Genomic DNA, 22545 nt, shown 5'->3' with positions numbered 1-22545 from the left:
TGTTTATCCTTTAGAAAAACTATCTATAAAAATTTAAATGAAAAAACTTTTCCTTGTATTAAGCTTTCTTTTTTTTAATATAAATTATGGACAAATTAATCTTTCAGTAATAGAAGGATACTGGATAAAGTATAAAGGAGAAATGAAAGATGGTAGTGATCTATCTGACGGATTTACAGAAGATTCAGGTTACATGGAATATAGAATTAATCAAGGGAAATTATGTATTAATTCGAATCCAGTTCATAAAGTAAATGAGAGCTGTTTGGATTTTACATTGCTTAATAATTTTATGAAAACATCTCAATATTCTGGATTTGTAGTTGAAAAAGCAACGAAAGATTCTTTAGTATTATGTGAGAAAATTGATGGACTAGCAGATGATAAACTTAAAAGATCCTATTTTGTTAGACAAGAAGTCATAATTTCAAAATTCAAAGAAGAGAATAAGAATGAGAAAAATATAGTTGCTTCAAAATTATTTTCGCCAAAAACAAATGGCACTATTGAAATAGATTTAAACAAAGCTTTTAAAAATAATTATTCAAATTTTGAGTTAGTTGGAAACTTGAAGATTTATCCTGATAAGAAAAGGATAAAGACAGAAATTACATTTTCAACACAAAAAGATTCGTCAAGGATAAGATTGGTAAAAAAGGTCATTGATGGTTCTTTTGAAAAATGGAATTTAAAAGATTTAAAAGATTATGAATCAATAGAAATTCCGTTTGTTCTAAAAAGTGAAATTACAAAAACATTTTGGGGAATTTCGGTAATATTTTTCACAACGGATTTAACTGAATTTGATAGAATCTATGGCGTGAAAATGGAAGATATTAGAAAATCATCAGATTACTTTAATAAAGGATTAATTGCTTATGAAGAGAAAAAATATTTAGAATCTATTGCTTATTTTTCAGAATCATATAAATTTAATTCCAAGAATATAGATGCTCTATATAATAAAGCTGCCATATATTTTGAATCTGGAGATAAAGAAAATGCATGTAAAGTATGGCTAGAAATTTCTATACTTGGTCAAGCAGAAGGAAAACAATTGTTCTTAAAAAATTGTGAATAATTTTTTATTAGACTAAAATTTCACACCAGCTAATGCTTTTTTATGATTGGAAAATTTAGGTATATTTACAAAAGAGAAAACTCTGTTACTAATTTTAGAAGACAGATTCTAATTCATTTATATTATATAGTACCAAATGCATATTATCTATCAAAGCCCCAAAATAATTATACGCGAATTTTTGCCTGAAGAAAAACAGACATTCTTAGATCTTTTTGAAGATAATCAAGTGACGCAATACCTTCCTGATACTTCACCTGAGAGATATGTCGAAATGTTTAGCGAACTCCTAGAAAATTATAAAAATAAAAATCTGAGCCGATGGGCGATATTTGACCCTGCGGATAATGGTTTTATAGGAATGTGTGTTGCCCGTATTTTTGTGCAAAATACAGATCAGGTAGAGATAGGATATGTGCTTAGTAGGGCATACTGGGGAAAAGGCATTGCTACAGAAGTATGCAGGGCTTTAACTCACTATTGTTTTGAAAATACAAATACAAACGAAGTGGTTGCCATAACAGATCTTGAGAACAGTGGATCGCAAAATGTGTTGCAAAAAGTAGGGTTTAAGCGATTAGGCAATCTGATAAGAAATGAAGAGGAAATTGCTTATTTTAAAATTGAGAGATTATAATTTTATTTATAATGGTATTAAAACTTTAATTTTGTTCCAAATGACTTTATAAGATAAAAACAGCATTCAAAGTATATATTGATGTTGGGTCGAATTCTGTTTCATTGAGGTAAATAAAATAAAGAAAAGCCTGAGAGTATATAGTCTCAGGCTTTTTTTATGCTTGGAAAATCTTTTCGTGTTTTTTGTTTTTACAAAGTCGTATTGCTTTTAGTGGCAGTCCTGTTCATTTATTTTCTTGAATACAGGCTAAAATCACAAGTAGTAAACTTAATATTGAGAAAACGGTTCTTATGTTGTTCCAAAAATCCCAACGTTTTTCAAATATATTTCGCATTTGCTTTGCGGCTATTTCTGTCGAACTTGAAATGTCGAAAACTTCTAGTTTGTTGTTCAGCGGAACGTTTGCAAAAGCCGTTACCAGAAAAACACCTAGTAAATACATCAATGTTGCGGTAATCAAAAATATAAATGAGTTTTGATTGTAACGTGAAATACAAGCAATAACAAGCATTATTAAAGCACCAAAAAAACAAGTGAAAAATAATGGATTTTGAATTTCTTTATTTATGTGCTGCATAGCACTAAGAAATTCTTTATCGTTCAATTTTCCTAAACCTAACGTAACAGAAACAGAGTAGGAAAAGAAAAGACCAGCCATTAAAGCAGTAAAAGTTGTCGCAATAATAAGTATAATGTCAGTGAGTTTCATAGCCCTTAATTAGAAATGCTAACCGCCTTTTTCAAATACTCTTTTGCTAAAACCTGTTGCAGCATGAAGTTCGCAACATCTGCTCGTGAAATTTTCAAATTGAGCCCTTTTAGATTTCCATCAAACCCAATTTTAAATTGGTTGGTAATTTCTCCGTCTGTAAAAGCACTTGGTCTTACAATGGAATAATCCAAATCGCTGTTTAAAATATAGTACTCCTGCAGTTTATGATCTGCAAAAGCTTTTTTTAGCAGCATTCCAAACATGATGTGTTTCCAGACAAAATTTAGGTTTGCGTAACTTTCGCCCATTCCTAATGTGGTTTGGCAAATCAATCTTTTTATTCCAGTATTTTCCATTGCCTCAATGATCGTTTTGGTTCCCGCAGCTCTGATTGTTCCTGTTCTGCCATCACCTAAGGCGCACAAGACCGCATCTTGATTTTTTAATGCGTTTTCTACTTCTTTGCTATTCAACACATCTCCTTTGTATAGCTTTAAATTAGTATTGTCTGCATGCTGCATTTTTTGAGGATTACGAACAAAGGCTGTAACTTGATGGCCTTGTGCTATTGCCTGTTTTACGAGTTCTTGACCTACTGTTCCTGTTGCTCCAAAAATTATAATTTTCATTTTATATCATTTTTTAAGTTAATGATACAAAGGTGCGACAGGGACTTTTTAGAAAATAGAATAAAAACGACAGTACGGCTATTTACTGAATTTTTTTGGTGTTTTGCCTGTAAATGCTTTAAACACTTTGATGAAATGCGATTGATCTGCAAAGCCGTTTTCGTAAACGATGTCAGTCAATTTTGTGTAATTCTGTATGGATAATTGTTCCAATGAAGCTTGAAATTGCAATATTTGCGCAAACTGTTTAGGCGAAAGTCCTGTTTCTTTTAAAAATCTTCTTTCAAAAGTCCGCAGATTGATTTTTTGCTTCTCAGCAATGGCTCGAATAGGCACTTGTCCCTTTGCATCTATAATTTCTGCAATTGTCTGACGTATCTCTAGATCGAGATTTTGTTTTTTGGTTTCAAAATAATGTAAAAGCAGATTGGAAATAATGTCAATTTTTTCATTTACAGTTTTGCATGAAATCAATTCCAGATTAAGTGCTGTAATTTTGTTGTCTGCATTGTCCAAATAATAGCAATTGTCATTTATGCTTTGTGGAAGAATACCAAAGAAGGTTTGCAGCACAAAAGGATACAGCTGAAAAACGAGAATAGAGTAAGATCCTGAAATTTCTAGCACAATGGGATTGATGGTTTGCCCGTAAACAAAAATTTCAGGCATTTTTTTATCGTGAGGTTTCACCGTCAATCCATTTTCGGACTGATGGAACATCAAACCTGGAAAACCATCTGCAAAAAATGGCAAACTCGTTGTAGCGTTGTTCTCTTCGCTTTCAAATACCCAAATATTTTTTACAAAAAGCGAAATAGATTTATCTGGTATTATGGTTTGAAAATTCATTTTTGTATTTGTAACAAGGGTTTCGTAGAATAATTGCGAAGGTTCTTATGCTAAAAAAACAGTTTGTACCTTATGTTTATTCCAAATTGGCTCACCATCAAAAATAGCCATTTTGATTTAATTCTACCACTGTTAGTTTTCTGTTTGCTATAATATGATTATAATTAATTATTTGTAAATAATTGAAATATAGTATATTGATTACTTTTTTTGACTAAATTTATATAAAAAATGTAATATGGTTACAGCTATACTTAGAGAACATCCTGAACTGGCACTTTTTTTATGCCTAGCTCTTGGATTCTTAATCGGACGCATTAAGATAGGAACATTTAAAATAGGTGTTGTATTAGGGACTTTATTTGCTGGAGTGCTAATTGGTCAGTTGGATATTGAAATCCCAGGTATTGTAAAAACCATTTTCTTTGATTTTTTTCTCTTTTCTACAGGGTATAAAGTTGGACCTCAATTTTTTCAAGGTTTCAAAAAGAATGCATTTCCACAATTATTACTCACTTTGGTAATTTGTTTGTCGTGTCTTTTAGTGGCATATTCAGTTTCTACTTTTTTAGGTTATGATATAGGAACGGCGGCTGGATTATTAGCAGGTGCGTTTTCTGAATCAACCGTGATTGGTACCGCTTCAGATGCTATCAGCCACTTAAATCTTGCTGATGCAGAAAAAAGCAGATTAATCAATAATATTCCCGTAGCCTATTCTGTAACTTATCTAGTAGGAGCAGCGTCTTTTGTTTTCTTTTTAACCGGAATTGCTCCAAAACTGCTTGGGATTAATTTAGTTGAAGAAAGTGAAAAGCTGGCAGAAACCATTTCTGGTGAAACTGAGTATGGTCCAGGAATGAAAAGCGCCTATCAGAGATGGATTATCCGAGCCTACAGAATAACCAATGAGAAATGGATAGGAATCAGTATAAGCGAGTTTGAAAGATTAATATCTAACAAGAATATTGTGATCCAAAGGATACGCCATAAACATCAATTGCTAGACCCCAAACCTGATACAATAATTTATAAAGATGATGTTTTGGTTATTATGGGGCAGCACGGAATCATTTTAGACAGTCTCTTTTCTATTGGGCCAGAAATCTTAGATGAAGAATTGTTAAATTTCCCATTAGCACATTTAGATGTTACAATCACCAACAAAGCAATTGAAGGGATAACAGTAAAAGCTCTTCGAAAAGCCAGTTTTTATCATGGATTAATGCTAAACAAAATAACGAGAGAGAATCATGAAATACCGCTTGAGTCGAGAACGGTTTTAAACAGAGGTGATATTTTGAATCTTTCAGGCCGACCTGCGAAACTGGAGGAAGCAGCGAAGGAAATAGGCTATCTGGATCGTTTAACTCCGGAGACCGATATTATTTTTGTCGGTTTAGGTATTGTTCTTGGCGGACTTTTAGGTTTGCTTTCGGTAACATTATTTGGAGTTTCGGTAACTTTAACAACAAGCGGTGGCGCGTTGGTAATGGGGCTTATTTTTGGCTGGCTGCATTCTAGAACTCCAGTTTTTGGCAGAATTCCAGAGCCTGCCTTGTGGATTTTTGACAACGTTGGCCTTGCCGCGTTTATTGGTCTTGTAGGTTTAGCTGCCGGGCCAAGTTTTATTTCTGGTCTTAAAGAAACGGGCTTCGGTATTTTACTTGCTGGTGTGGCCGTTGCAATAATTCCTCATATCATTGGACTGTATTTTGGAAGGTATATATTAAAAATTAATCCTTTAATCTTACTTGGAGCACAAACAGGAGCAGGAACATCAACAATCGGATTAAAAGCTGTTCAAGATGCATCTGGAAGTAAATTTCCTGTTTTAGGCTATACTATTCCCTACGCATTAGCTAATATACTACTGACTGCTTTTGGGCCTATACTTGTGGGGATGATGTCTTAACTAAATGAACCAATCGAATGTTGGTGTGAATTTTTAAATTCCACCATAACGAATTGTTGACCCTAAAACCAGCATTGCAATACCAATTGAAGTAACCGTTAATATAATAACAGCCATTTTGTTGATATTATTGGGGCTAAGTTTTGGAATAATAAAAAATTGTGCACAGACCGCGCAAAAGAAAGTACAGAAAAGCAATATCAGTTTTATTGAAACTACTTTTTCAAATCCGCTGGAAAAGTGAAACCAGGTTTCGGCTTTAATTCCAAAATCATACGCCATCCAGATTCCAGTTATAATAAGTAAAGCAAGAGAAGACATGCCAAGTTTTTCATACTTCTTTTCAAAGTTTAAAATAATCTTAGGGTCTTTTTTCTTCAACGCTGTCGGAAGATAGCAAATAGCCAAAAGTAAATGACCGCCAACCCATATTGTAGCCGCCAATAGATGGAGTATTAGTACAAAATGATGCAAAGTCATAACGTGTTCATTTTGAATTATCAATCTCTAAAAATAACTTTTATTTTTGGAGTAGAGAAGTTTTTAAGTTGTATTTCCTTGTTTGAAACGTCTAGTTTTGAAAGCGTTGGCACATTATTCATAAAATGCTGTACATAATAATTTCCTTCAAAATTCTGATTCTCTAAGTATTCAATCATTTTTGCAAAATCTTTTTCATCAATCAAAGAAGAATGAAAAGTGGTACGAACTTCAAATGGAAGGTTCGAGTGAATCAAAAGCTTTAAACTTTCTTCAAATTCTGAAAATAAGCCTGATTGCGTTAGGTGTTTAAAGGTATGAGGAAGACTTTTGAAATCTAACGCGACATAATCAATTAATTGATCATGAATCAGGCTGTTCAATACTTTTGGGCTGGAACCGTTGGTGTCTATTTTCACCGCAAATCCCATTGTTTTGATTTCTTTTATAAAATCAATTATTTTTTTGTGTAAAGTACATTCGCCACCGCTTAATACTACACCGTCTAATAATCCTTTTCTAGTTTTTAGGAATGAAAGAACAGAATCAAAATCTATTTTTCCTTTTCCTAAAACAATATCTGGATTATAGCAGTATAAACACCGCATGTTACAGCCTGCAAACCACACAATGCAGGCCGTTTTATGCGGATAATCTAATAAAGTAAAAGGCGTGAGGCTAAATATTCCTTTAATAGATAATGGTTTCTTCGAAATGTGTACGCTGTTGGTGTTCACCTTTTTTTCCAATATTAAAACTTTCTACAGGTCTGTGATATCCCATTACACGTGTATAAACCAAACATTTACTTCTTTGCGATTTATTTTCTTCTAGAATCTTACGCGTTTTCGTTTTCATAAGCCAAGTGTTTTTGATTGTTTTTATTGAGTAAAATTTCGTCGCATTTTGGACAATATTCATGTTCTCCGTTTAAATAGCCATGAATAGGGCAGATGCTGAAAATTGGTGTTACGGTTATATAGGGCAGTTTAAAGTTGGTGAGAACTTTTTTAACGAAGTTTTTACAAGCTTCTGGACTGCTTATTTTTTCTCTCATATAAAGATGCAAAACTGTACCTCCAGTATATTTGCATTGTAATTCATCTTGAAGCAATAAAGCCTCAAAAGGATCGTCGGTATGATCGACTGGAATTTGTGAACTATTGGTATAGTATATATTTTCATTTTGTCCCGCTTGCAGAATTTCTGGAAAACGTTTTTTGTCTTCTTTTGCAAAACGATACGTTGTTCCTTCTGCTGGAGTTGCTTCTAGATTGTAAAGGTTTCCAGTTTCTTCTTGAAATTCTTTCATTCGCAGTCGAATATGATCGAGAATTTCGGTTGCAAAATGAATTCCTGAGGTATCCGTTATATTTTGTTTTCCTTCAGAAAAATTTATAACCATTTCGTTCATTCCGTTTACGCCAATGGTAGAAAAATGATTTCTAAAATGTTTCAAATAACGCTGTGTATACGGATAAAGTCCGCGGTCGTACATTTGCTGGATGAAGATTCTTTTCTTTTCTAAAGTCGATTTAGCTATTTGAAGCAATTCATCTAAGTGTTCAAATAAAGTAATGATGTTTCCTTTATGCAAATATCCGAGACGCGCCATGTTGATGGTTACGACGCCAATACTTCCCGTCATTTCGGCACTTCCAAAAAGACCATTTCCACGTTTTAGCAATTCTCTTAAATCGAGCTGTAAACGACAGCACATACTGCGTACCGCATTTGGTTTGTAAGCATCTGGATTTTCGATTCGATTTCCATTTTCATCCAAAAGGTATTGGCTTCCAATAAAATTCTGGAAATAAGATGAACCAATTTTAGCTGTGTTTTCAAAAAGCAAATCGACATTTTCTCCATTCCAGTCAAAATCTTCTGTAATATTTACTGTTGGAATAGGGAACGTAAACGGCTGTCCGTTGGCATCACCTTCTGTCATAATGGTGTAATATGCTTTGTTGATAAGATTCATTTCTTTTTGAAAATCAGCATATTTTAAATCTATCAATTTTGAAACGCCTCTGTTTTTAGCTTCCAGAATCAGATTTTCATCAGTGATCTTTAAAAATAAATGTTCGTCATTTCGGGTCGGAATCTGTTCTTTTAAATCTTCTGGTACATTCCAATCCAAAGTAATATTCGTAAAAGGCGATTGGCCCCAGCGTGCCGGCACATTTAGATTGTAAACAAAACTTCTAATTCCTTTTAAAACTTCATCATAAGAAAGCTGATCTTTAAAAACATAAGGAGCCAAATAGGTATCAAATGAACTGAAAGCTTGAGCACCAGCCCATTCGCTTTGCAGAATTCCTAAGAAATTAGCCATTTGCCCTAATGCTTCTCTAAAATGAGAAGGAGGTCTGCTCTCGACACGGCCACGCACGCCATTAAAACCTTCATTTAACAGCACACGCAAGCTCCAACCAGCGCAGTATCCGGTAAGACAATCCAAATCATGGATGTGTATGTCGCCATTCCTATGAGCAGAACCTTCTTCTTTATTATATATTTTATCCAGCCAATAATTGGCGATTACTTTTCCAGCGGTATTGCTGACTAGTCCTGCGTTTGAATACGAAATATTCGCATTCGCATTAATTCGCCAATCTGATTGGTTGATGTATTCTTCAACAGTTTGCGTACTGTCTATGTAAGTGGTGTCATCGTTTAAACCATTAATATGTTCTCGCTGTAATTTTCTTGTATGGCGATAAATTATAAACGAACGCATAGCCTGGAAATATCCATTTTCAAAAAGTACTCTTTCTATGATGTCCTGAATTTCTTCTACAGGCCAAGAAAACTTTACCTCAAGACCAGAAAGAACAGTTTTGAAAATTCTTTTGTCGACAGGCTGACCGACGCTCTGAAAGGCTTTTTGAATGGCATCCTGAATTTTATAAGCTTCAAAAGGCTTATAATCTCCATTACGTTTGATTACATATTTTTCCATGGTTTCATTTTTATTTATGACACTTTTTCAAATGTTTTTTCGAGCTCAATTGCTTTAGGAAACAAGATGTTGTTTTCCAGATGAATGTGCTTTTTTAAATCTTTGTCAAATTCTTCTAGCATAAGAAAAGCAACTTTATAAGTGTTGCATGAGTCAGTAGGCGGTGTGTAATTATTGGTTAATGCCGCAATTCTTCTAAAGCGCTGCCCTTCTGTAACATGATCATCTTTTAAGGTTACAATTGGCGCTTCAATAGATAAAAAAGGCGGTGTTTCCAGTTCTGTACCTTTACTGTGTGCGGCTTTCATTTTTTTAATAAAAGGAAAAACAACCAACTCTTCTCTTTTCATATGAGCCGTGAGATCCAAATACGTTTTTGAAAAAATAGTATGAATTTCATGTAGCTCAGGATGAATCGCACCGTGAACACCGCATAATTTATTTAAATATTCTAAAATGATAGGAGACTTTTCTGTAACATATCTATGATGAGTTTTTGTTATATAATCTGCAATCATGTCTGCAGACCAGCTTTTATAATCAAAAGACTGATTGGCAGAACTGCTTCTTGCTTTTTCAATATGCTCTATAAGAACACTTTCTTCTATATCTCTTTTTTTGCAAACTTCTTGGATAGTTCGGTATCCTTTGCAGCAAAAATCAATATGAAATTTTGTAAAAATGGCTGCTGTTTTGAAATCATCTGCGACGATTTCACCAATGGTTGTTTTGCTTGTTAGTTTCATAATGGTTGGGGTATAGATTAATTTTGGTTTCAGCATATTTTTTGGTCTGCTGCAGCTTTACATTGTTTAATGATCAATAAAGAAGCCGCAATCATGTTTGAAAATTCGATAAATGGAATCGTAATTTCGTGTGCTTCTGTAAGCGAAACGGCATAATTATGAAGCTCTTTTATTTTTTCAAAAGCTAATTCAGCATCACGTTCTTCACTTGTATAAAATGAAGTAACCAGTTTTTGCAATTCTTTTTTAAGTATTTCAAAAGCAAGATAATCATCAACTTGATGTGCCTTTGGAAATTTCGGAATTAGTATTTGTGATGAAAAGATAAATTCGGCAATAGTTTTATCTACATTTTCTGAAGCCTGATGAGCAAAGACCAAACCTTCAAGAAGAGAGTTTGATGCGAGACGATTTTTACCATGAAGACCTGTTCTAGCGCATTCCCCAATTGCGTAAAGGTTTTTTATTGACGTAACTCCATTTTGATCCACTTTAATTCCACCACACTGATAATGTGCTGCAGGAACAACAGGAATCAGATCTTTTTCTGGACGAATTCCTAACTCATTGCAATGAGCTGTAATTACAGGAAATTGATTTGAAAAAGCTTTTGGATCTAAATGTCTGCAATCTAAATAAACATGACTTTTTCCGCTTATTTGAAGTTCTTTACTAATGGCATTTGAAACCATATCTCGCGTAGACAATTCGCCTCGGATGTCATATTTAAATAAAAATCTTTTTCCTTCCTCATTTACAATATGTGCGCCAAAGCCTCTTACAGCTTCAGAAATCAAAAACAGCGGATTTTCTTTTCCTGTATATAAAGCTGTTGGATGAAACTGAATGTACTGCATATCGACAATTTCTGCGCCAGCACGAGCCGCAATTGCCAATCCGTCTCCTGTTGCTATTTTCGGATTTGTTGTGTTTTCAAAAAGCTGACCGCATCCGCCTGTGCTTAAAACAACAGTTCTTGCTCTAATGTATTTAATTCGATTGTGTTTCTTTTCAAAGAAAAATGCCCCGGTACAAGTAGTTTTAGCTTTTTTTGTTTCGGTATTTAAGTCAATGACCATATGATTCTCTAAGAGCTCAATATTGGGCATTTTCTTGATTATTTTGAGCAGTTTCTGCTCGATTTCCTGTCCGGAGCTATCTTTATGATGCAATATTCTGTGTTGTGAATGCCCGCCTTCTAAACCCAGATCCCATTGTCCTTTTTCATTTTTATCAAAAGAAGCGCCTATTTCGATTAATTCTCGAAGTCTGTCAGGAGCTTGTTTGATAACCATATTAACTACTTCTTTGTCACATAGGCCGCCTCCAGAACGAAGTGTATCATGTATATGTTTGTTAAAACTGTCTTTTATAAGGTCTGTTACTACGGCAATACCGCCTTGAGCGAGTTGCGTATTGGTATTTTTGGCTGTTTCTTTCGTCATTATAACAATAGATAAGTCTGGACGTTTTTTTGCCGTTTTCATAGCAAAAAATAATCCTGAAATACCAGAACCGATGATCAATATATCTGTTTTAAGCATGTTATTTTGATTTAAGGTTATTGCGTATTTTATGATAATTCGAGCATTCTTTTAATAGGCTTTAAGGCTTCTATTCTCAGCTCATCTTTAATTAGCATTTCTGGCCTTTCATTTTTGAGGCACAAATACAGCTTTTCGAGTGTATTCATTTTCATATAGGCACATTCACTACAGGCACAGGTATTATCTTCTGTGGTAGGAGCCGGAATCAGCGTTTTATCAGGTACAGCTTTTGAAAGCTCATGCAGGATACCGGCTTCTGTGGCCACAATGAAAACGGCAGCAGGATCCGTTTTAATGAAATTAATAATCCCCGAAGTTGAGCCAATGTAATGTGCTGCTTTTAAAATATCGTCTTCAGATTCAGGGTGTGCTGCAATTTTTGCAGTCGGGTTTTTGTTATATATTTCAATTAGTTTGTCTAATGAAAAGGCTTCATGTACAACACAAGAGCCTTTCCATAAGACCAGTTGGCGTTTGGTTTCTTTTTGAAGGTATTTGCCCAAGTTTTTATCTGGAGCAAATATGATTTTTTGTTCTGCTGGTATAGATTCTATTATCTTTTTTGCATTTGCCGATGTGCAGACTAAATCGCTCATAGCTTTTATTTGGGCAGAACAATTGATGTAAGTGACTACAATATGATCTGGATGCTGTTCTTTGAATAGTTTAAAATCTTCAGGAGGACAGCCATCAGCAAGCGAACAGCCAGCGTTCCAATCGGGCAGTACTACTTTTTTGTTTGGGTTTAAAATTTTTGCTGTTTCTGCCATAAAATGAACTCCTGCAAAAACAATAATATCTGCATTTGTATTTTGAGCTTTTTTTGCCAGTTCAAGACTATCTCCAATAAAATCTGCTATTTCCTGAATATCCTCATCTTGATAATAATGAGCTAGGATAACAGCATTTTTTTCCTTTTTCAATCGGATTATTTCCTGTACTAAAAAGTTCTTGTTCATTTTTTTTCTTTGTATTTTCGGCTTTGGCAACCTATAAAGCTGTTGGGTATTTATTTTTTAAGCTTGTATCAAAATATATTTTAATACATAATTTTAATAGGGTAAATATATTATCATCATTTTTTTCAAAACATGATTCTAATCATACTGTTTTACATTTGTTTTTATATGTTAACCTGATTGATTGGATTTTAATGAAAATTGAAAGTGAGATTTACAAAGACATTTCGTCCCATTCGAGGAATTTTATTCCAGTCGGCATAAGTGGTGTAATATTTGTCAAAAATGTTTTCTACACCAGTTTGTATTTTTATTTTGTTTTGGCTCCAATGGAAAGTATAGCCTGCATTAAGTCCAAAAATGAGATAATCTTGAGTTTTAGTTTGTCCGTACACTTTTGCAAATTCATTTTGAGCCAGATTTCCTAAAACATTAATTCCAGCATTAAAATTTTCTTTCTGAAAATCGATTCCAGCGCTGTATTTAATCGGACTTATAAATGGAAGATTATTTTCTTCATTATCTTTTCCAAAACTATAAGTCAGTTGCGATTTAAATTGCCAATTTTCCAGAAAATCATAAGTCAGATTAAAATCAGTGTTGAATATTTTGGCATTGTCAATGGCTTCATATCTTTTTACTCCAGAAGCACCAATAGTCATAGGAAGTGTATTAGGATCAATTTTACCTATTATATAGTTTGAAAAATAGAAGTAGGATCCTGTGATTTTTGCTTTGATTTGCGATGTTTTATACCCAACAGAAAAGTTTCCTTCGAGAGCATTTTCATTTTTTAGATTGGGATTTCCGATATAATCATAAAAATCACTGCTATTATACAGATAAAATCCGTAGCCTTCAGAAACCGAAGGAGCTCTTTCGGCATAAGCCAAACCAAATCCGAACTCAAGCTGTCCTTCATTTTTGGTATAATTTGTGGCAAAGCTTTTTAGAAAACGGTTTTTTGAAGCATCCATATCAGGGTAAAAAATTCGGAGACTCGCTAATCCGAAATCATTTGCTACGGTATTATTCTGGAATCCGAGATTTGCGCCAATTCTCAGATGATCTTTTTCGGAAATAGTAATATTATCTTCTAAAGACAATCCGTTGTACAAAGTTCTGACATCCGGCCACGTATACATAAACATCAGATTTTCGTTAGGATCTGAAGGATACATTGTCATCTCTGCAATTGACTTATTGTAAAAACCATTCAAGTCGGCTAGAAAACTATGGTTTTTAATTTTTCCGTTAATTCTCGAATAATAACCATAAGTATCAGACCATCCTGGCATATCCATGTGTATCGGTATGCTTGGTCTTTTGGTATCGTCCATTTTGTGGGTTATAGAATTGAAATATCCTTTTGTTTCCCAGTTTGTTATAAGGTTAGATTTTGGAAGATATTTATAACTTAGAGATACAATTTTAGCTTCGGCGAAAGAAACATCCATAGGAAGGGCAGGGTAGCCCACATTTGTCGCTTTGTCATAAATTACAGAAGCTTCCAAGAGATTTTGTTTGTTAATAAAATATCCTGCACTGGTAGAAATATTGTATTTGGTAAATTGAGAAAAACTGATTTCTTTATTGCCTCCTGCTTTATAATTATCGGCATCACGATGCATAAAATCGATATGGGTATAAAATCTAGAATCATTATAGCCTAAAGACGCACCAATAATTTTTTGAAGATTATTGCTTTCAAAACCAGAATTTAAACTGCCGTTCCAGCCTGTATTTTTATCACTAAACTGATTGCGTTTTAAATCGACAGATCCGCCAATTCCGGCACCGTGACAGCTTGCCTGCTGTCCAGATGCTACGCTGGCTTCGGCCAAATTTGAAACCTCAACATAAGAAGTAATTGGATCCATTTTGTCGGTACAGGCGCCAAATATGCGTATTCCGTCAATCGTAATCACGGTACGTTCTGTAGCCATGTTATTTATAACAGGTTCCCAGGCATACGCCCCTCTTTTAATCATATTTACTTTTGATGATTTTGAGAGATATTCTTCTACAGAGGTTAATGATTTTGATTGTTTTAGATGTAAAGAAGGTTTACTTCCAATGACAATTATTTCTTTAAGCTTTACGGTTTCAAGACTGTCATTTGGTTTTTCCTGCGCCCAGCATATTGTTGAAAATACAGCCAAGAAGGTTGCTGTTAGATTTTTCATCATTTCTTACTTTAACAGAAAGAGACAAATTGTTTTATGTCTCTTTCTAATTATTTTTTAGATTTAAAATTCAATTTCAAAATAGAGACTGCTTTCTGTTTTGTCAGCAGTAATAGCTTCTCCTTTTAGAATTTCATCTTTTTCATTGAGAACCTGCAGATTTATTTTCCAATATCCTGTCATGGTTAGAGATAGTTTTCCTTTATAGAATCCATTGGTTTCAGATTGAAGCAAATCTGTATTGTTTGGAGAACCATGATTACCCATACTTGGCATTCTTGGATCGATTTTGATTTTGAAATTATTTACAGCCTCAAAAGTTATCATATCCTTCATTTTGTAAATTCCTACTGTCATGTCGTTTATTGCCACTTTTGGAGAAGATGGTGCGATATAGGCAATTACATAATTGCTTCCGTCGCTTCCTTTAAAAGAGCTTACAGTTCGTTTTGCCGATGCAGGAACATTTATTTTGTCTGCTGCAGTATACGCAACATTATTAACGGTGTAATTAAAACTGAGTTCCCAATACTCTGTTGCATTTTGTGCCATCTGAAAAATGATATCGCCTTCGTACAAAGTCTTTTTGTCTGATGCTTTAGTAACAACTGATTTAGGACAAGAATGCTGCATCATGCTCATGTGCATAAGCGGTGCCCATTCAAGTTTAGCATCGGTAATATAAGTACTGGTTTTCTTGTCTTTTATTCGAAGTGAAATATGATTGTAACCCTGCACCAAAGAACCTGTTGATGAGAATAATTCTATTATATGAGTGTCATTTGCGATTTCCTGTATTTTATGAAGTCCGCTTGTTTCATCAACTGGAGTTGAAGAAGAATTGTCGTCAGAAGAGCAAGAGAATGAGGTAATTGCTAGAAATAAAATGGCTGTGTATTTTAAAATTTTCATGAGATTTTAATTTAAATAATGATAATAAAAGGTCTGCCGAATGAATTCGATAGAAGGAAAAGAATGAAATAAAAATCAAATGAAAATTGGAGGGCGCAAGATATTGACAGCCTCTAAATGAGAATATAAGTTGTTGTAAAATGCATTTACTATAAAAGTAGGAGCTCTATTTTTTTCAAAAGAAAATACTGGGATTTTTACAATAAACAGAACCACAGTTTCTGTTGTTTCACTTTTCTTTTCGTTAGAAGCTGGAGTGTCATTTTTATAGCTTTTTGCTAATTCTTTTTTCAAATGACATTTTCCGTTACAATGAAGTTCAGGGGCATTTTTGTTTTCGCATAATTCAGTTGCAATGTAATGGTAGTTGACCACATAATCCAGAAATGGAAATGCTGGACGAAATACCACTGCAAACAAAAATATGTAAATGCAAAATTTCATTGCTTGTTGATTTTTGAGAATACGAAGGTATTATGAACTTTTTTTTGAGGATATGATTGTAATCATACTTTGAGAAAAACAAGTTTTGGAATTTTGATCAAAAGTTTAACAAGTAAAAAACAAAGTAATGAACAAACTATTCTTATTAACAATGTTTGGTTTTGTCCTGCTAACATCATGCGGGAAAGAAAAGTCAAAGACCGATCAGGATTTTTCTACTCCAACTGCAGCTGAGAAAACAGCTGAAAAAACAGCTGATGCAGAATCTTACGATCCAAAAAGAGGTCTTGGGAAGTATGAAACAGTTGAATTAGGAGCTTCTTTGGATAAAGCATTAGCTGAAAAAGGGCTTAAGACTGCCGAAGTAAAATGTACCTCCTGTCATAAACCAACAGATGAAAAATTAGTTGGTCCGGGATGGAAAGGGGTAACAGAAAGAAGAACACCTCAATGGATCATGAATTTTATTACCAATCCAGACCCAATGATTGATAAAGACCCAGAATTGCAAGCGCAATTAGAGCTTTGCATGATTCGTATGCCTAACCAAGGGTTAACAGAAGATGAAGCAAGATCTATTTTGGAATATATGCGCCAGAATGATGGAGTGAAATAATTAAAAGGAATCAAAATCAAAATAATAGCCTTATGAAAAATAAATTTTTAAAATCGATTTTCGTTGTTACGTTAGGGTGTGCTTTGTTTGTTTCGTGCAAACCGAAAGATTCTACAGATGCTGTTGAAGGCGATGCGGCCCAAAAAGTGTATGTAGCACCCGGAAAATATGATGAATTCTACAACTTTGTATCGGGCGGTTTTAGCGGTCAGGTCAGTGTTTACGGACTTCCGAGCGGAAGATTGCTAAAGGTAATGCCGGTTTTTTCTCAAGATCCGCAAAGCGGTTATGGTTACAGTGAAGAAACAAAACCAATGTTGAATACTTCACATGGTTATGTGCCTTGGGATGATCAGCATCACTTAGATTTATCACAAACCAATGGAGAAGTAGATGGACGATGGATTTTTGCTAATGCGAATAATACGCCACGTATTGCGCGTATTGATTTGAAAACGTTCAAAACAGCAGAAATTATTGAGCTTCCAAATTGCGGAGGAAATCACTCTTCGCCATTTATTACCCAAAATACAGAATATGTGGTAGGAGCCAGCCGTTTTAGTGTTCCTGCGGATAATGACAATGGAGATGTTCCAATTAATACGTACAAGAAAAACTTTAAAGGATATTTAAGTTTTGTGAAAGTTGGAAAAGAAGGAGAATTGGATCTTGCTTTCCAAATCGTAGCTCCGGGTGTTAATTTTGACCTTAGCCACCCTGGTAAAAAAGAATCTCATGGTTGGTTTTTCTTCTCATGTTATAATACAGAACAAGCCAATACCTTATTGGAAGTTAATGCTTCTAAAAATGATAAGGATTTTATCATGGCAGTAAACTGGAAAAAAGCAGAAGAATATATTAAAGCTGGAAAAGGAAAACGAATTCCTGCAAAGTATGCCCATAATACTTGGGATGAAAAAACTCAAAGTGCTAAATCTGAAATTAAGAATGAGGTTCTAACTCTCGATGCTTCTGAATTGAAAGATATTTGTTACATGATTCCATGTCCGAAATCACCACACGGCTGTGATATTGATCCAACAGGAGAATATATTGTAGGTAGTGGAAAATTGGCGGCTTTAATTCCTGTGTTTAGCTTTACAAAATTGAAAGATGCTATTGCTAAAAAACAGTTTGATGGCAATTATGCTGGAATTCCTGTAGTAAAATATGAAGCTGCTCTTCATGGAGAAGTTCAAAAACCTGGTTTAGGACCTCTTCATACCGAATTTGACGGAAAAGGAAATGCTTATACTACAATGTTCGTTTCATCTGAAGTGGTTAAATGGAACATCAAAGACTTAAAAGTTTTAGACAGAAAAGCAACTTATTATTCTCCTGGACACTTAATGGTTCCTGGTGGAAATACAGAAAAACCATTTGGAAAATACATGGTGGTTTACAATAAAATTACCAAAGACCGTTACTTGCCAACTGGTCCAGAATTGGCACAAAGTGCTCAGTTGTTTGACATCAGCGGAGATAAAATGAAATTGCTTCTGGATTTCCCGACTATTGGAGAACCGCACTACGCACAAGGTATTCCAGCAGATAAAGTTAGAAATAATGGACAGCTGAAATATTATGATATTGCAGCCAACAAACATCCTTTTGCGACTAAAGGTGAAAAAGAATCTAAAGTGGTTCGAGAAGGCAATAAAGTGCATATTTATATGACTTGTATTCGTTCGCACTTTGCCCCAGATAATATCGAAGGAATTCGTGTAGGAGATGAAGTATATTTCCATGTTACCAACCTTGAGCAAGACTGGGATGTTCCTCACGGATTTGCCATAAAAGGGGCAAACAACGCCGAATTGCTAATCATGCCAGGAGAAACCTTAACATTAAAATGGGTTCCTGAGAAAAAAGGAATTTTCCCATTCTATTGTACAGACTTCTGCAGTGCATTGCACCAAGAAATGCAAGGTTATGTGCGAGTTTCGCCAGCAGGAAGCAACGTTCCGATTACTTACAGTGTAGGTACCAATTTACCAAAAGAATAGTCAGTAACCATAAGGGAACAAAGTATTCTTTGTTCCCTTTTATTTTGAATTATTATGAAAAATAAAAAACTATCCCCTTTTTCTAAAGTTATGCTGTTTTTATCAGGACTTTTATTAATTGGAGCTGTATTTTTTCCTATTTGGAAAATTGAGCTTACGGCACCCCAATATCCTGAAGGTTTGGTATTAAAACTTCATGCTTCTAAGATTGCTGGTGATGTTGATATTATAAACGGATTGAATCATTACATTGGAATGAAAACTCTGCATACAGAGGATTTTATTGAGTTTAAAGTGCTGTCTTTTATTCTTGCAGGATTAGGAATTGTTTCAATTGCTTGTGCATGGAAATCAAATAGAAAAGCACTCTTTATTTTCTTCTTTTCTTTTGTGATTTTTGGAATATTATCTGCTTGCGATTTCTACAGATGGAACTATGAATATGGACATAATCTAGATCCGAATGCTGCTATTAGAGTTCCTGGAATGGCATATCAGCCGCCAATGCTTGGCTACAAACAGCTGTTAAATTTTGGTGCTTATTCAGTTCCTGATATTGGAGGTTGGATGCTGATTACAGTAGGAGCTTTGCTGTTTGCCGCTATTATAAAGGAAAAATATACTAAACCATCTGGTCGGCTCTTGGGCATTTTGCTGGTTCCTGCTTTTCTTTTTTCATGTTCTGGAGACAAACCTGTTCCTATTAAATTAAATGCAGATAATTGTGATTTCTGTATGATGGGAATTAGTGACGGAAGACATGGAGCCGAAATTATTACGGAGAAAGGAAGGGCGTACAAGTTTGATGATGTTGCTTGTATGGCACATTATTGTAAAGAGCATAAAGACATCAAAATAAAAGCATATTACGTACACGATTACAACAAAAATAATGAACTCATTAAGGTAGAAAATGCCTTTTTTGTTTCGGGTGGCACGATAAAAAGTCCAATGAATGGAAATATTGCCGCTTTTTCTAATAAGAGTGAGGCAAAGGCTTTTGAAGCACAGTCAAAAGGACTTGAAATAGAATGGACGGCAATTTTGAATAACTAGAAAACCGAAGCTTCAGGAATATGTTTCTATGTCTTGAAAATAATGATTCCTAAAAGGGCGTCTTAATTAAAATCTTAAATCATGAAATTTCATTTTTGCCTTTCATTCCTATTGTTTTTTAATTGTCTCTGGTCTCAAAAGATTGAAGTAGGTTCAGATAAGCCAGTTAAAACAATTAAAAAGGCAATAGAGCTTGCTAAAACTGGAGATACCATTATTGTCAATAAAGGCATTTATCGAGAAGGCAATATTATTATAGATAAAAAAATAGTTCTGCAGGGAAAAGACTTGCCAGTTCTGGACGGACAGCAAAAATATGAAGTAGTTTCAATAAAAGCCGACAGCGTAATTTTTTCTGGATTTAAAGTGATCAATTCAGGATATGCTTCCCTTAATGATCCCTGTGGAATAAAAATATATGATAAAATCGGAGTTGTCGTAAAAGACAATTTTTTAGAGAATAACTTTTTCGGAATTTATGTTCAGAAAGGATCAAACTGCATCGTAAAAAACAATACCATAAAAGCCTATCAAAAAGAAGAACAGCGTATCGGGAATGGTATTCATTGTTGGAAAAGCGACAGCATGCAGATTATAGGAAATAGAATTTCGGGACATCGTGACGGAATTTATTTTGAGTTTGTTTCTAATTCTGTTATCTGGCGAAATGTATCTAAAGCCAACATTCGTTACGGATTGCATTTTATGTTTTCCAATGATGATGCTTACATCGGTAATGTTTTTAAAAATAATGGCGCTGGAGTGGCGGTTATGTTTACCAGAAATGTAAAAATGTTTAACAATTATTTTGAAGAGAATTGGGGTGATGCCGCTTATGGTTTATTGCTCAAAGAAATTTCAGACAGCTATATTGTTGGAAATAAATTTATCCGAAATACTTCTGGAATTTATATGGAAGGAACAAGCCGTGTAAAACTGGAACGAAATATTTTTAAAGACAACGGCTGGGGAATGAAAGTGCAGGCAAGCTGTATGGATAATGTGATTTCGTTTAATAATTTTCTTTCCAATACTTTCGATATCAGTACTAACGGAAGCCTTGTTCTAAATCATTTCAATAATAATTATTGGGATAAATATGAAGGCTACGATTTAAATCGGGACGGAATTGGCGATGTGCCTTTTCATCCGCTGAGCCTTTTTGCTGTTATTACAGAAAACAATCCGTCGGCTATGCTTTTGTTCCGAAGTTTTATGATTACGCTTTTGGATAAATCAGAAAAAATCTTGCCCAGTATAACACCCGATAATTTTGTCGACGAATCTCCCGAAATGAAATCTTTTGTACTATGATTACTTTAAAAAATATAAATAAAAAATTTGGAAGGCTACAGGTTTTGCAAGATGTTAACCTTGAGTTTAAAGCTGGAGAATGCATTGCACTTATAGGTCCGAATGGCTGTGGAAAAACAACTTTGATAAAATCGATCTTAGGAATGGTATTGCCTGATAGTGGTGATATTTTACTTCATGAAGAGTCTATTTTAAAGAAGTTCGAATATCGAAATAAAATAGGGTATATGCCACAAATTGGCCGTTATCCTGATAATATGACCATTTCTCAGATTATAGAAATGATCAAGAAGATTCGGAATTCGAAGAAGGAATTGGATGAAGATTTGATAAAAGCTTTCAAATTGGATAAAATGAGCGACAAACAAATGAGGACACTTTCTGGCGGAACAACGCAGAAAGTAAGTGCAACATTAGCTTTCCTTTTTAACCCAGATGTTTTAATTCTAGACGAACCGACTGCAGGACTAGATCCATTGGCAGCTGAAATCTTGAAGGAGAAAATCATTAAAGAGAAAAACAAAGGAAAATTAATCTTGATTACTTCGCATTTGCTAAGTGAACTGGACGATATGATTACTCAAATCATTTTTATGCAGGACGGAAAAGTACATTTTCATAAAACTATAAAAGATCTTTTGGAATCAACTGGAGAAACTAAAATTTCAAAATCTATTGCCACAATATTAAAAGAAAAACAGCATGAACAGAATAATTAAAATAGTCTTACTGGATATTCTTAAAAACAAGATTGTTGTGAGTTATGCATTAATTCTAGCATTGCTTTCTTGGGGATCTTTTATGCTGGAAGATAATACAGCCAAAGGTTTATTGACTGTTTTGAATGTTATTTTATTCACAGTTCCGCTGGTATCGATACTTTTTTCAACCATTTATATTTACAACAGTTCCGAGTTTATAGAACTGTTACTGAGCCAGCCTATCAAAAGAAAAAAAATCTGGATTAGTTTGTTTACAGGACTTTCTATAGCGATGTTTTTGGCTTTTTTTCTGGGTGCAGGAATTCCTCTTTTATTAAATGCGCCAGGAATGGCAGGATTGATGATGCTGCTGTCTGGAAGTCTAATTTCGATTGTTTTTGTATCGCTGGCTTTTTTGAGCTGTATTTTAACTCGAGATAAAGCAAAAGGAATAGGTCTGGCAATTTTATTTTGGATGTATTTTGCGATACTATTTGATGCGATTGTATTGTTCCTTTTGTTTCAGTTTGCAGAATACCCAATTGAAGAAGCTATGGTTGGTGTTACAGCATCAAGTCCAATTGATTTGGCTAGAATACAAATACTGTTGCATCTGGATCAGTCGGCCATGATGGGTTATACTGGAGCCATTTTCAAAGATTTTTTCGGAACAACTGTCGGGTTGCTGATTTCTTTTCTGCTGCTTGTTTTGTGGATTGCTGTTCCGTTTGTAATTTCGGTTAGAAAATTTGACCGTAAGGATCTTTAATCTTTTATTATTTATTCAGAA

Annotated in this window: 22 protein-coding genes; 9 read left to right on the top strand and 13 right to left on the bottom strand. The window is 34.3% G+C overall.

All coding sequences use genetic code 11. The features are described from left to right. Window positions 1–37 precede the first annotated feature (37 nt). Together AC5ZCW_RS18365 and AC5ZCW_RS18360 are read left to right on the top strand one after the other, a co-directional pair. A complete protein-coding gene (locus AC5ZCW_RS18365; RefSeq protein ID WP_496121149.1) occupies window positions 38–1081 on the top strand; it encodes a tetratricopeptide repeat protein in 1044 nt (347 codons plus the stop codon). Between the two features lie 136 nt (window positions 1082–1217). Next, window positions 1218–1718 carry a GNAT family N-acetyltransferase gene (locus AC5ZCW_RS18360; protein WP_496121147.1) on the top strand — a complete coding sequence of 167 codons (501 nt, stop codon included), beginning with the start codon at window positions 1218–1220 and terminating at the stop codon, window positions 1716–1718. Window positions 1719–1944: 226 nt separating this feature from the next. On the opposite strand, the gene AC5ZCW_RS18355 is transcribed toward AC5ZCW_RS18360, so the two are convergent. The 3 genes from AC5ZCW_RS18355 to AC5ZCW_RS18345 all read right to left on the bottom strand — a co-directional run bounded on the left by AC5ZCW_RS18355 (window position 1945) and on the right by AC5ZCW_RS18345 (window position 3911). Then, complete coding sequence (locus tag AC5ZCW_RS18355) at window positions 1945–2430, bottom strand: anthrone oxygenase family protein (RefSeq protein WP_496121146.1); 486 nt, start codon at window positions 2428–2430, stop codon at window positions 1945–1947. A 5-nt stretch (window positions 2431–2435) separates the two neighbouring features. Next, window positions 2436–3062 carry an NAD(P)-dependent oxidoreductase gene (locus tag AC5ZCW_RS18350; RefSeq protein ID WP_496121145.1) on the bottom strand — a complete coding sequence of 209 codons (627 nt, stop codon included), beginning with the start codon at window positions 3060–3062 and terminating at the stop codon, window positions 2436–2438. A gap of 78 nt (window positions 3063–3140) precedes the next feature. Next, entirely contained in the window at window positions 3141–3911 is a 771-nt protein-coding gene (locus AC5ZCW_RS18345) for a helix-turn-helix domain-containing protein (RefSeq protein ID WP_496121143.1), read from the bottom strand. Between the two features lie 238 nt (window positions 3912–4149). On the opposite strand from AC5ZCW_RS18345, the gene aspT reads away from it, so the two are divergent. After that, a complete protein-coding gene (aspT, locus tag AC5ZCW_RS18340; RefSeq protein WP_496121142.1) occupies window positions 4150–5826 on the top strand; it encodes an aspartate-alanine antiporter in 1677 nt (558 codons plus the stop codon). Window positions 5827–5859: 33 nt separating this feature from the next. On the opposite strand, the gene AC5ZCW_RS18335 is transcribed toward aspT, so the two are convergent. The 10 genes from AC5ZCW_RS18335 to AC5ZCW_RS18290 form a co-directional block, all read right to left on the bottom strand. Then, window positions 5860–6306: a copper resistance protein CopD gene (locus AC5ZCW_RS18335; protein ID WP_496121141.1), complete on the bottom strand. Its 447-nt coding sequence runs from the start codon at window positions 6304–6306 to the stop codon at window positions 5860–5862. A 20-nt stretch (window positions 6307–6326) separates the two neighbouring features. Continuing rightward, the gene (locus AC5ZCW_RS18330) at window positions 6327–7043 is read right to left on the bottom strand and encodes an anaerobic ribonucleoside-triphosphate reductase activating protein (protein WP_496121140.1); all 717 of its coding nucleotides are present in this window, start codon (window positions 7041–7043) and stop codon (window positions 6327–6329) included. Beyond that, the gene (nrdD, locus tag AC5ZCW_RS18325) at window positions 6997–7164 is read right to left on the bottom strand and encodes an anaerobic ribonucleoside-triphosphate reductase (protein WP_198858071.1); all 168 of its coding nucleotides are present in this window, start codon (window positions 7162–7164) and stop codon (window positions 6997–6999) included. Before nrdD ends, AC5ZCW_RS18330 begins: the two co-directional genes overlap by 47 nt. Beyond that, window positions 7145–9268, bottom strand: a complete 2124-nt coding sequence (locus AC5ZCW_RS18320) for a ribonucleoside triphosphate reductase (protein WP_496121139.1) — start codon at window positions 9266–9268, stop codon at window positions 7145–7147. Before AC5ZCW_RS18320 ends, nrdD begins: the two co-directional genes overlap by 20 nt. A gap of 14 nt (window positions 9269–9282) precedes the next feature. Beyond that, window positions 9283–10014: an iron-sulfur cluster repair di-iron protein gene (gene ric / locus AC5ZCW_RS18315; RefSeq protein ID WP_496121250.1), complete on the bottom strand. Its 732-nt coding sequence runs from the start codon at window positions 10012–10014 to the stop codon at window positions 9283–9285. 29 nt (window positions 10015–10043) lie between these two features. Next, complete coding sequence (gene nadB / locus AC5ZCW_RS18310) at window positions 10044–11558, bottom strand: L-aspartate oxidase (protein WP_496121138.1); 1515 nt, start codon at window positions 11556–11558, stop codon at window positions 10044–10046. Window positions 11559–11587: 29 nt separating this feature from the next. Next, window positions 11588–12520, bottom strand: coding sequence for a quinolinate synthase NadA (gene nadA / locus AC5ZCW_RS18305; RefSeq protein WP_496121137.1), 933 nt, complete (start codon window positions 12518–12520; stop codon window positions 11588–11590). Window positions 12521–12711: 191 nt separating this feature from the next. After that, complete coding sequence (locus tag AC5ZCW_RS18300) at window positions 12712–14709, bottom strand: TonB-dependent receptor (RefSeq protein ID WP_496121136.1); 1998 nt, start codon at window positions 14707–14709, stop codon at window positions 12712–12714. Between the two features lie 60 nt (window positions 14710–14769). After that, window positions 14770–15618: a hypothetical protein gene (locus AC5ZCW_RS18295; RefSeq protein ID WP_496121134.1), complete on the bottom strand. Its 849-nt coding sequence runs from the start codon at window positions 15616–15618 to the stop codon at window positions 14770–14772. Window positions 15619–15693: 75 nt separating this feature from the next. Continuing rightward, window positions 15694–16062, bottom strand: a complete 369-nt coding sequence (locus AC5ZCW_RS18290) for a hypothetical protein (RefSeq protein ID WP_281632773.1) — start codon at window positions 16060–16062, stop codon at window positions 15694–15696. A 127-nt stretch (window positions 16063–16189) separates the two neighbouring features. Here AC5ZCW_RS18290 and AC5ZCW_RS18285 point away from each other — a divergent pair, with 127 nt between their 5' ends. From AC5ZCW_RS18285 to AC5ZCW_RS18260, 6 genes are all read left to right on the top strand, one after another. Next, window positions 16190–16678, top strand: coding sequence for a c-type cytochrome (locus AC5ZCW_RS18285; protein WP_496121133.1), 489 nt, complete (start codon window positions 16190–16192; stop codon window positions 16676–16678). 32 nt (window positions 16679–16710) lie between these two features. After that, window positions 16711–18684: a Sec-dependent nitrous-oxide reductase gene (gene nosZ, locus AC5ZCW_RS18280; protein ID WP_343544628.1), complete on the top strand. Its 1974-nt coding sequence runs from the start codon at window positions 16711–16713 to the stop codon at window positions 18682–18684. Between the two features lie 54 nt (window positions 18685–18738). Further along, window positions 18739–19740, top strand: coding sequence for a nitrous oxide reductase accessory protein NosL (locus AC5ZCW_RS18275; protein WP_496121132.1), 1002 nt, complete (start codon window positions 18739–18741; stop codon window positions 19738–19740). A gap of 81 nt (window positions 19741–19821) precedes the next feature. Then, window positions 19822–21054 carry a nitrous oxide reductase family maturation protein NosD gene (locus AC5ZCW_RS18270; protein WP_496121131.1) on the top strand — a complete coding sequence of 411 codons (1233 nt, stop codon included), beginning with the start codon at window positions 19822–19824 and terminating at the stop codon, window positions 21052–21054. After that, window positions 21051–21773, top strand: coding sequence for an ABC transporter ATP-binding protein (locus tag AC5ZCW_RS18265; RefSeq protein ID WP_496121130.1), 723 nt, complete (start codon window positions 21051–21053; stop codon window positions 21771–21773). Before AC5ZCW_RS18270 ends, AC5ZCW_RS18265 begins: the two co-directional genes overlap by 4 nt. Then, window positions 21757–22524 (top strand): ABC transporter permease, encoded by a 768-nt coding sequence (locus AC5ZCW_RS18260; RefSeq protein ID WP_496121129.1) that lies wholly within the window; start codon window positions 21757–21759, stop codon window positions 22522–22524. Before AC5ZCW_RS18265 ends, AC5ZCW_RS18260 begins: the two co-directional genes overlap by 17 nt. The last annotated feature ends 21 nt before the right edge of the window (window positions 22525–22545 follow it).

The sequence above is a fragment of the Flavobacterium sp. PLA-DH12 genome (assembly GCF_059511845.1).
Note: the sequence above shows the minus strand (reverse complement) of the source record. Positions and strands in the feature narration are given on the sequence as shown.

Bases quoted from the DNA above. Each gene is read 5' to 3' on its own strand.
- AC5ZCW_RS18360 (WP_496121147.1), top strand. From the start codon at position 1,218: ATGCATATTATCTATCAAAGCCCCAAAATAATTATACGCGAATTTTTG.
- AC5ZCW_RS18270 (WP_496121131.1), top strand. From the start codon at position 19,822: ATGAAATTTCATTTTTGCCTTTCATTCCTATTGTTTTTTAATTGTCTC.
- AC5ZCW_RS18365 (WP_496121149.1), top strand. From the start codon at position 38: ATGAAAAAACTTTTCCTTGTATTAAGCTTTCTTTTTTTTAATATAAAT.
- ric (WP_496121250.1), bottom strand. From the start codon at position 10,014: ATGAAACTAACAAGCAAAACAACCATTGGTGAAATCGTCGCAGATGAT.
- AC5ZCW_RS18275 (WP_496121132.1), top strand. From the start codon at position 18,739: ATGAAAAATAAAAAACTATCCCCTTTTTCTAAAGTTATGCTGTTTTTA.
- nadA (WP_496121137.1), bottom strand. From the start codon at position 12,520: ATGAACAAGAACTTTTTAGTACAGGAAATAATCCGATTGAAAAAGGAA.
- AC5ZCW_RS18320 (WP_496121139.1), bottom strand. From the start codon at position 9,268: ATGGAAAAATATGTAATCAAACGTAATGGAGATTATAAGCCTTTTGAA.
- aspT (WP_496121142.1), top strand. From the start codon at position 4,150: ATGGTTACAGCTATACTTAGAGAACATCCTGAACTGGCACTTTTTTTA.
- nosZ (WP_343544628.1), top strand. From the start codon at position 16,711: ATGAAAAATAAATTTTTAAAATCGATTTTCGTTGTTACGTTAGGGTGT.
- AC5ZCW_RS18285 (WP_496121133.1), top strand. From the start codon at position 16,190: ATGAACAAACTATTCTTATTAACAATGTTTGGTTTTGTCCTGCTAACA.
- AC5ZCW_RS18295 (WP_496121134.1), bottom strand. From the start codon at position 15,618: ATGAAAATTTTAAAATACACAGCCATTTTATTTCTAGCAATTACCTCA.
- nadB (WP_496121138.1), bottom strand. From the start codon at position 11,558: ATGCTTAAAACAGATATATTGATCATCGGTTCTGGTATTTCAGGATTA.
- AC5ZCW_RS18355 (WP_496121146.1), bottom strand. From the start codon at position 2,430: ATGAAACTCACTGACATTATACTTATTATTGCGACAACTTTTACTGCT.
- AC5ZCW_RS18350 (WP_496121145.1), bottom strand. From the start codon at position 3,062: ATGAAAATTATAATTTTTGGAGCAACAGGAACAGTAGGTCAAGAACTC.
- AC5ZCW_RS18260 (WP_496121129.1), top strand. From the start codon at position 21,757: ATGAACAGAATAATTAAAATAGTCTTACTGGATATTCTTAAAAACAAG.
- nrdD (WP_198858071.1), bottom strand. From the start codon at position 7,164: ATGAAAACGAAAACGCGTAAGATTCTAGAAGAAAATAAATCGCAAAGA.
- AC5ZCW_RS18265 (WP_496121130.1), top strand. From the start codon at position 21,051: ATGATTACTTTAAAAAATATAAATAAAAAATTTGGAAGGCTACAGGTT.
- AC5ZCW_RS18290 (WP_281632773.1), bottom strand. From the start codon at position 16,062: ATGAAATTTTGCATTTACATATTTTTGTTTGCAGTGGTATTTCGTCCA.
- AC5ZCW_RS18300 (WP_496121136.1), bottom strand. From the start codon at position 14,709: ATGATGAAAAATCTAACAGCAACCTTCTTGGCTGTATTTTCAACAATA.
- AC5ZCW_RS18345 (WP_496121143.1), bottom strand. From the start codon at position 3,911: ATGAATTTTCAAACCATAATACCAGATAAATCTATTTCGCTTTTTGTA.
- AC5ZCW_RS18335 (WP_496121141.1), bottom strand. From the start codon at position 6,306: ATGACTTTGCATCATTTTGTACTAATACTCCATCTATTGGCGGCTACA.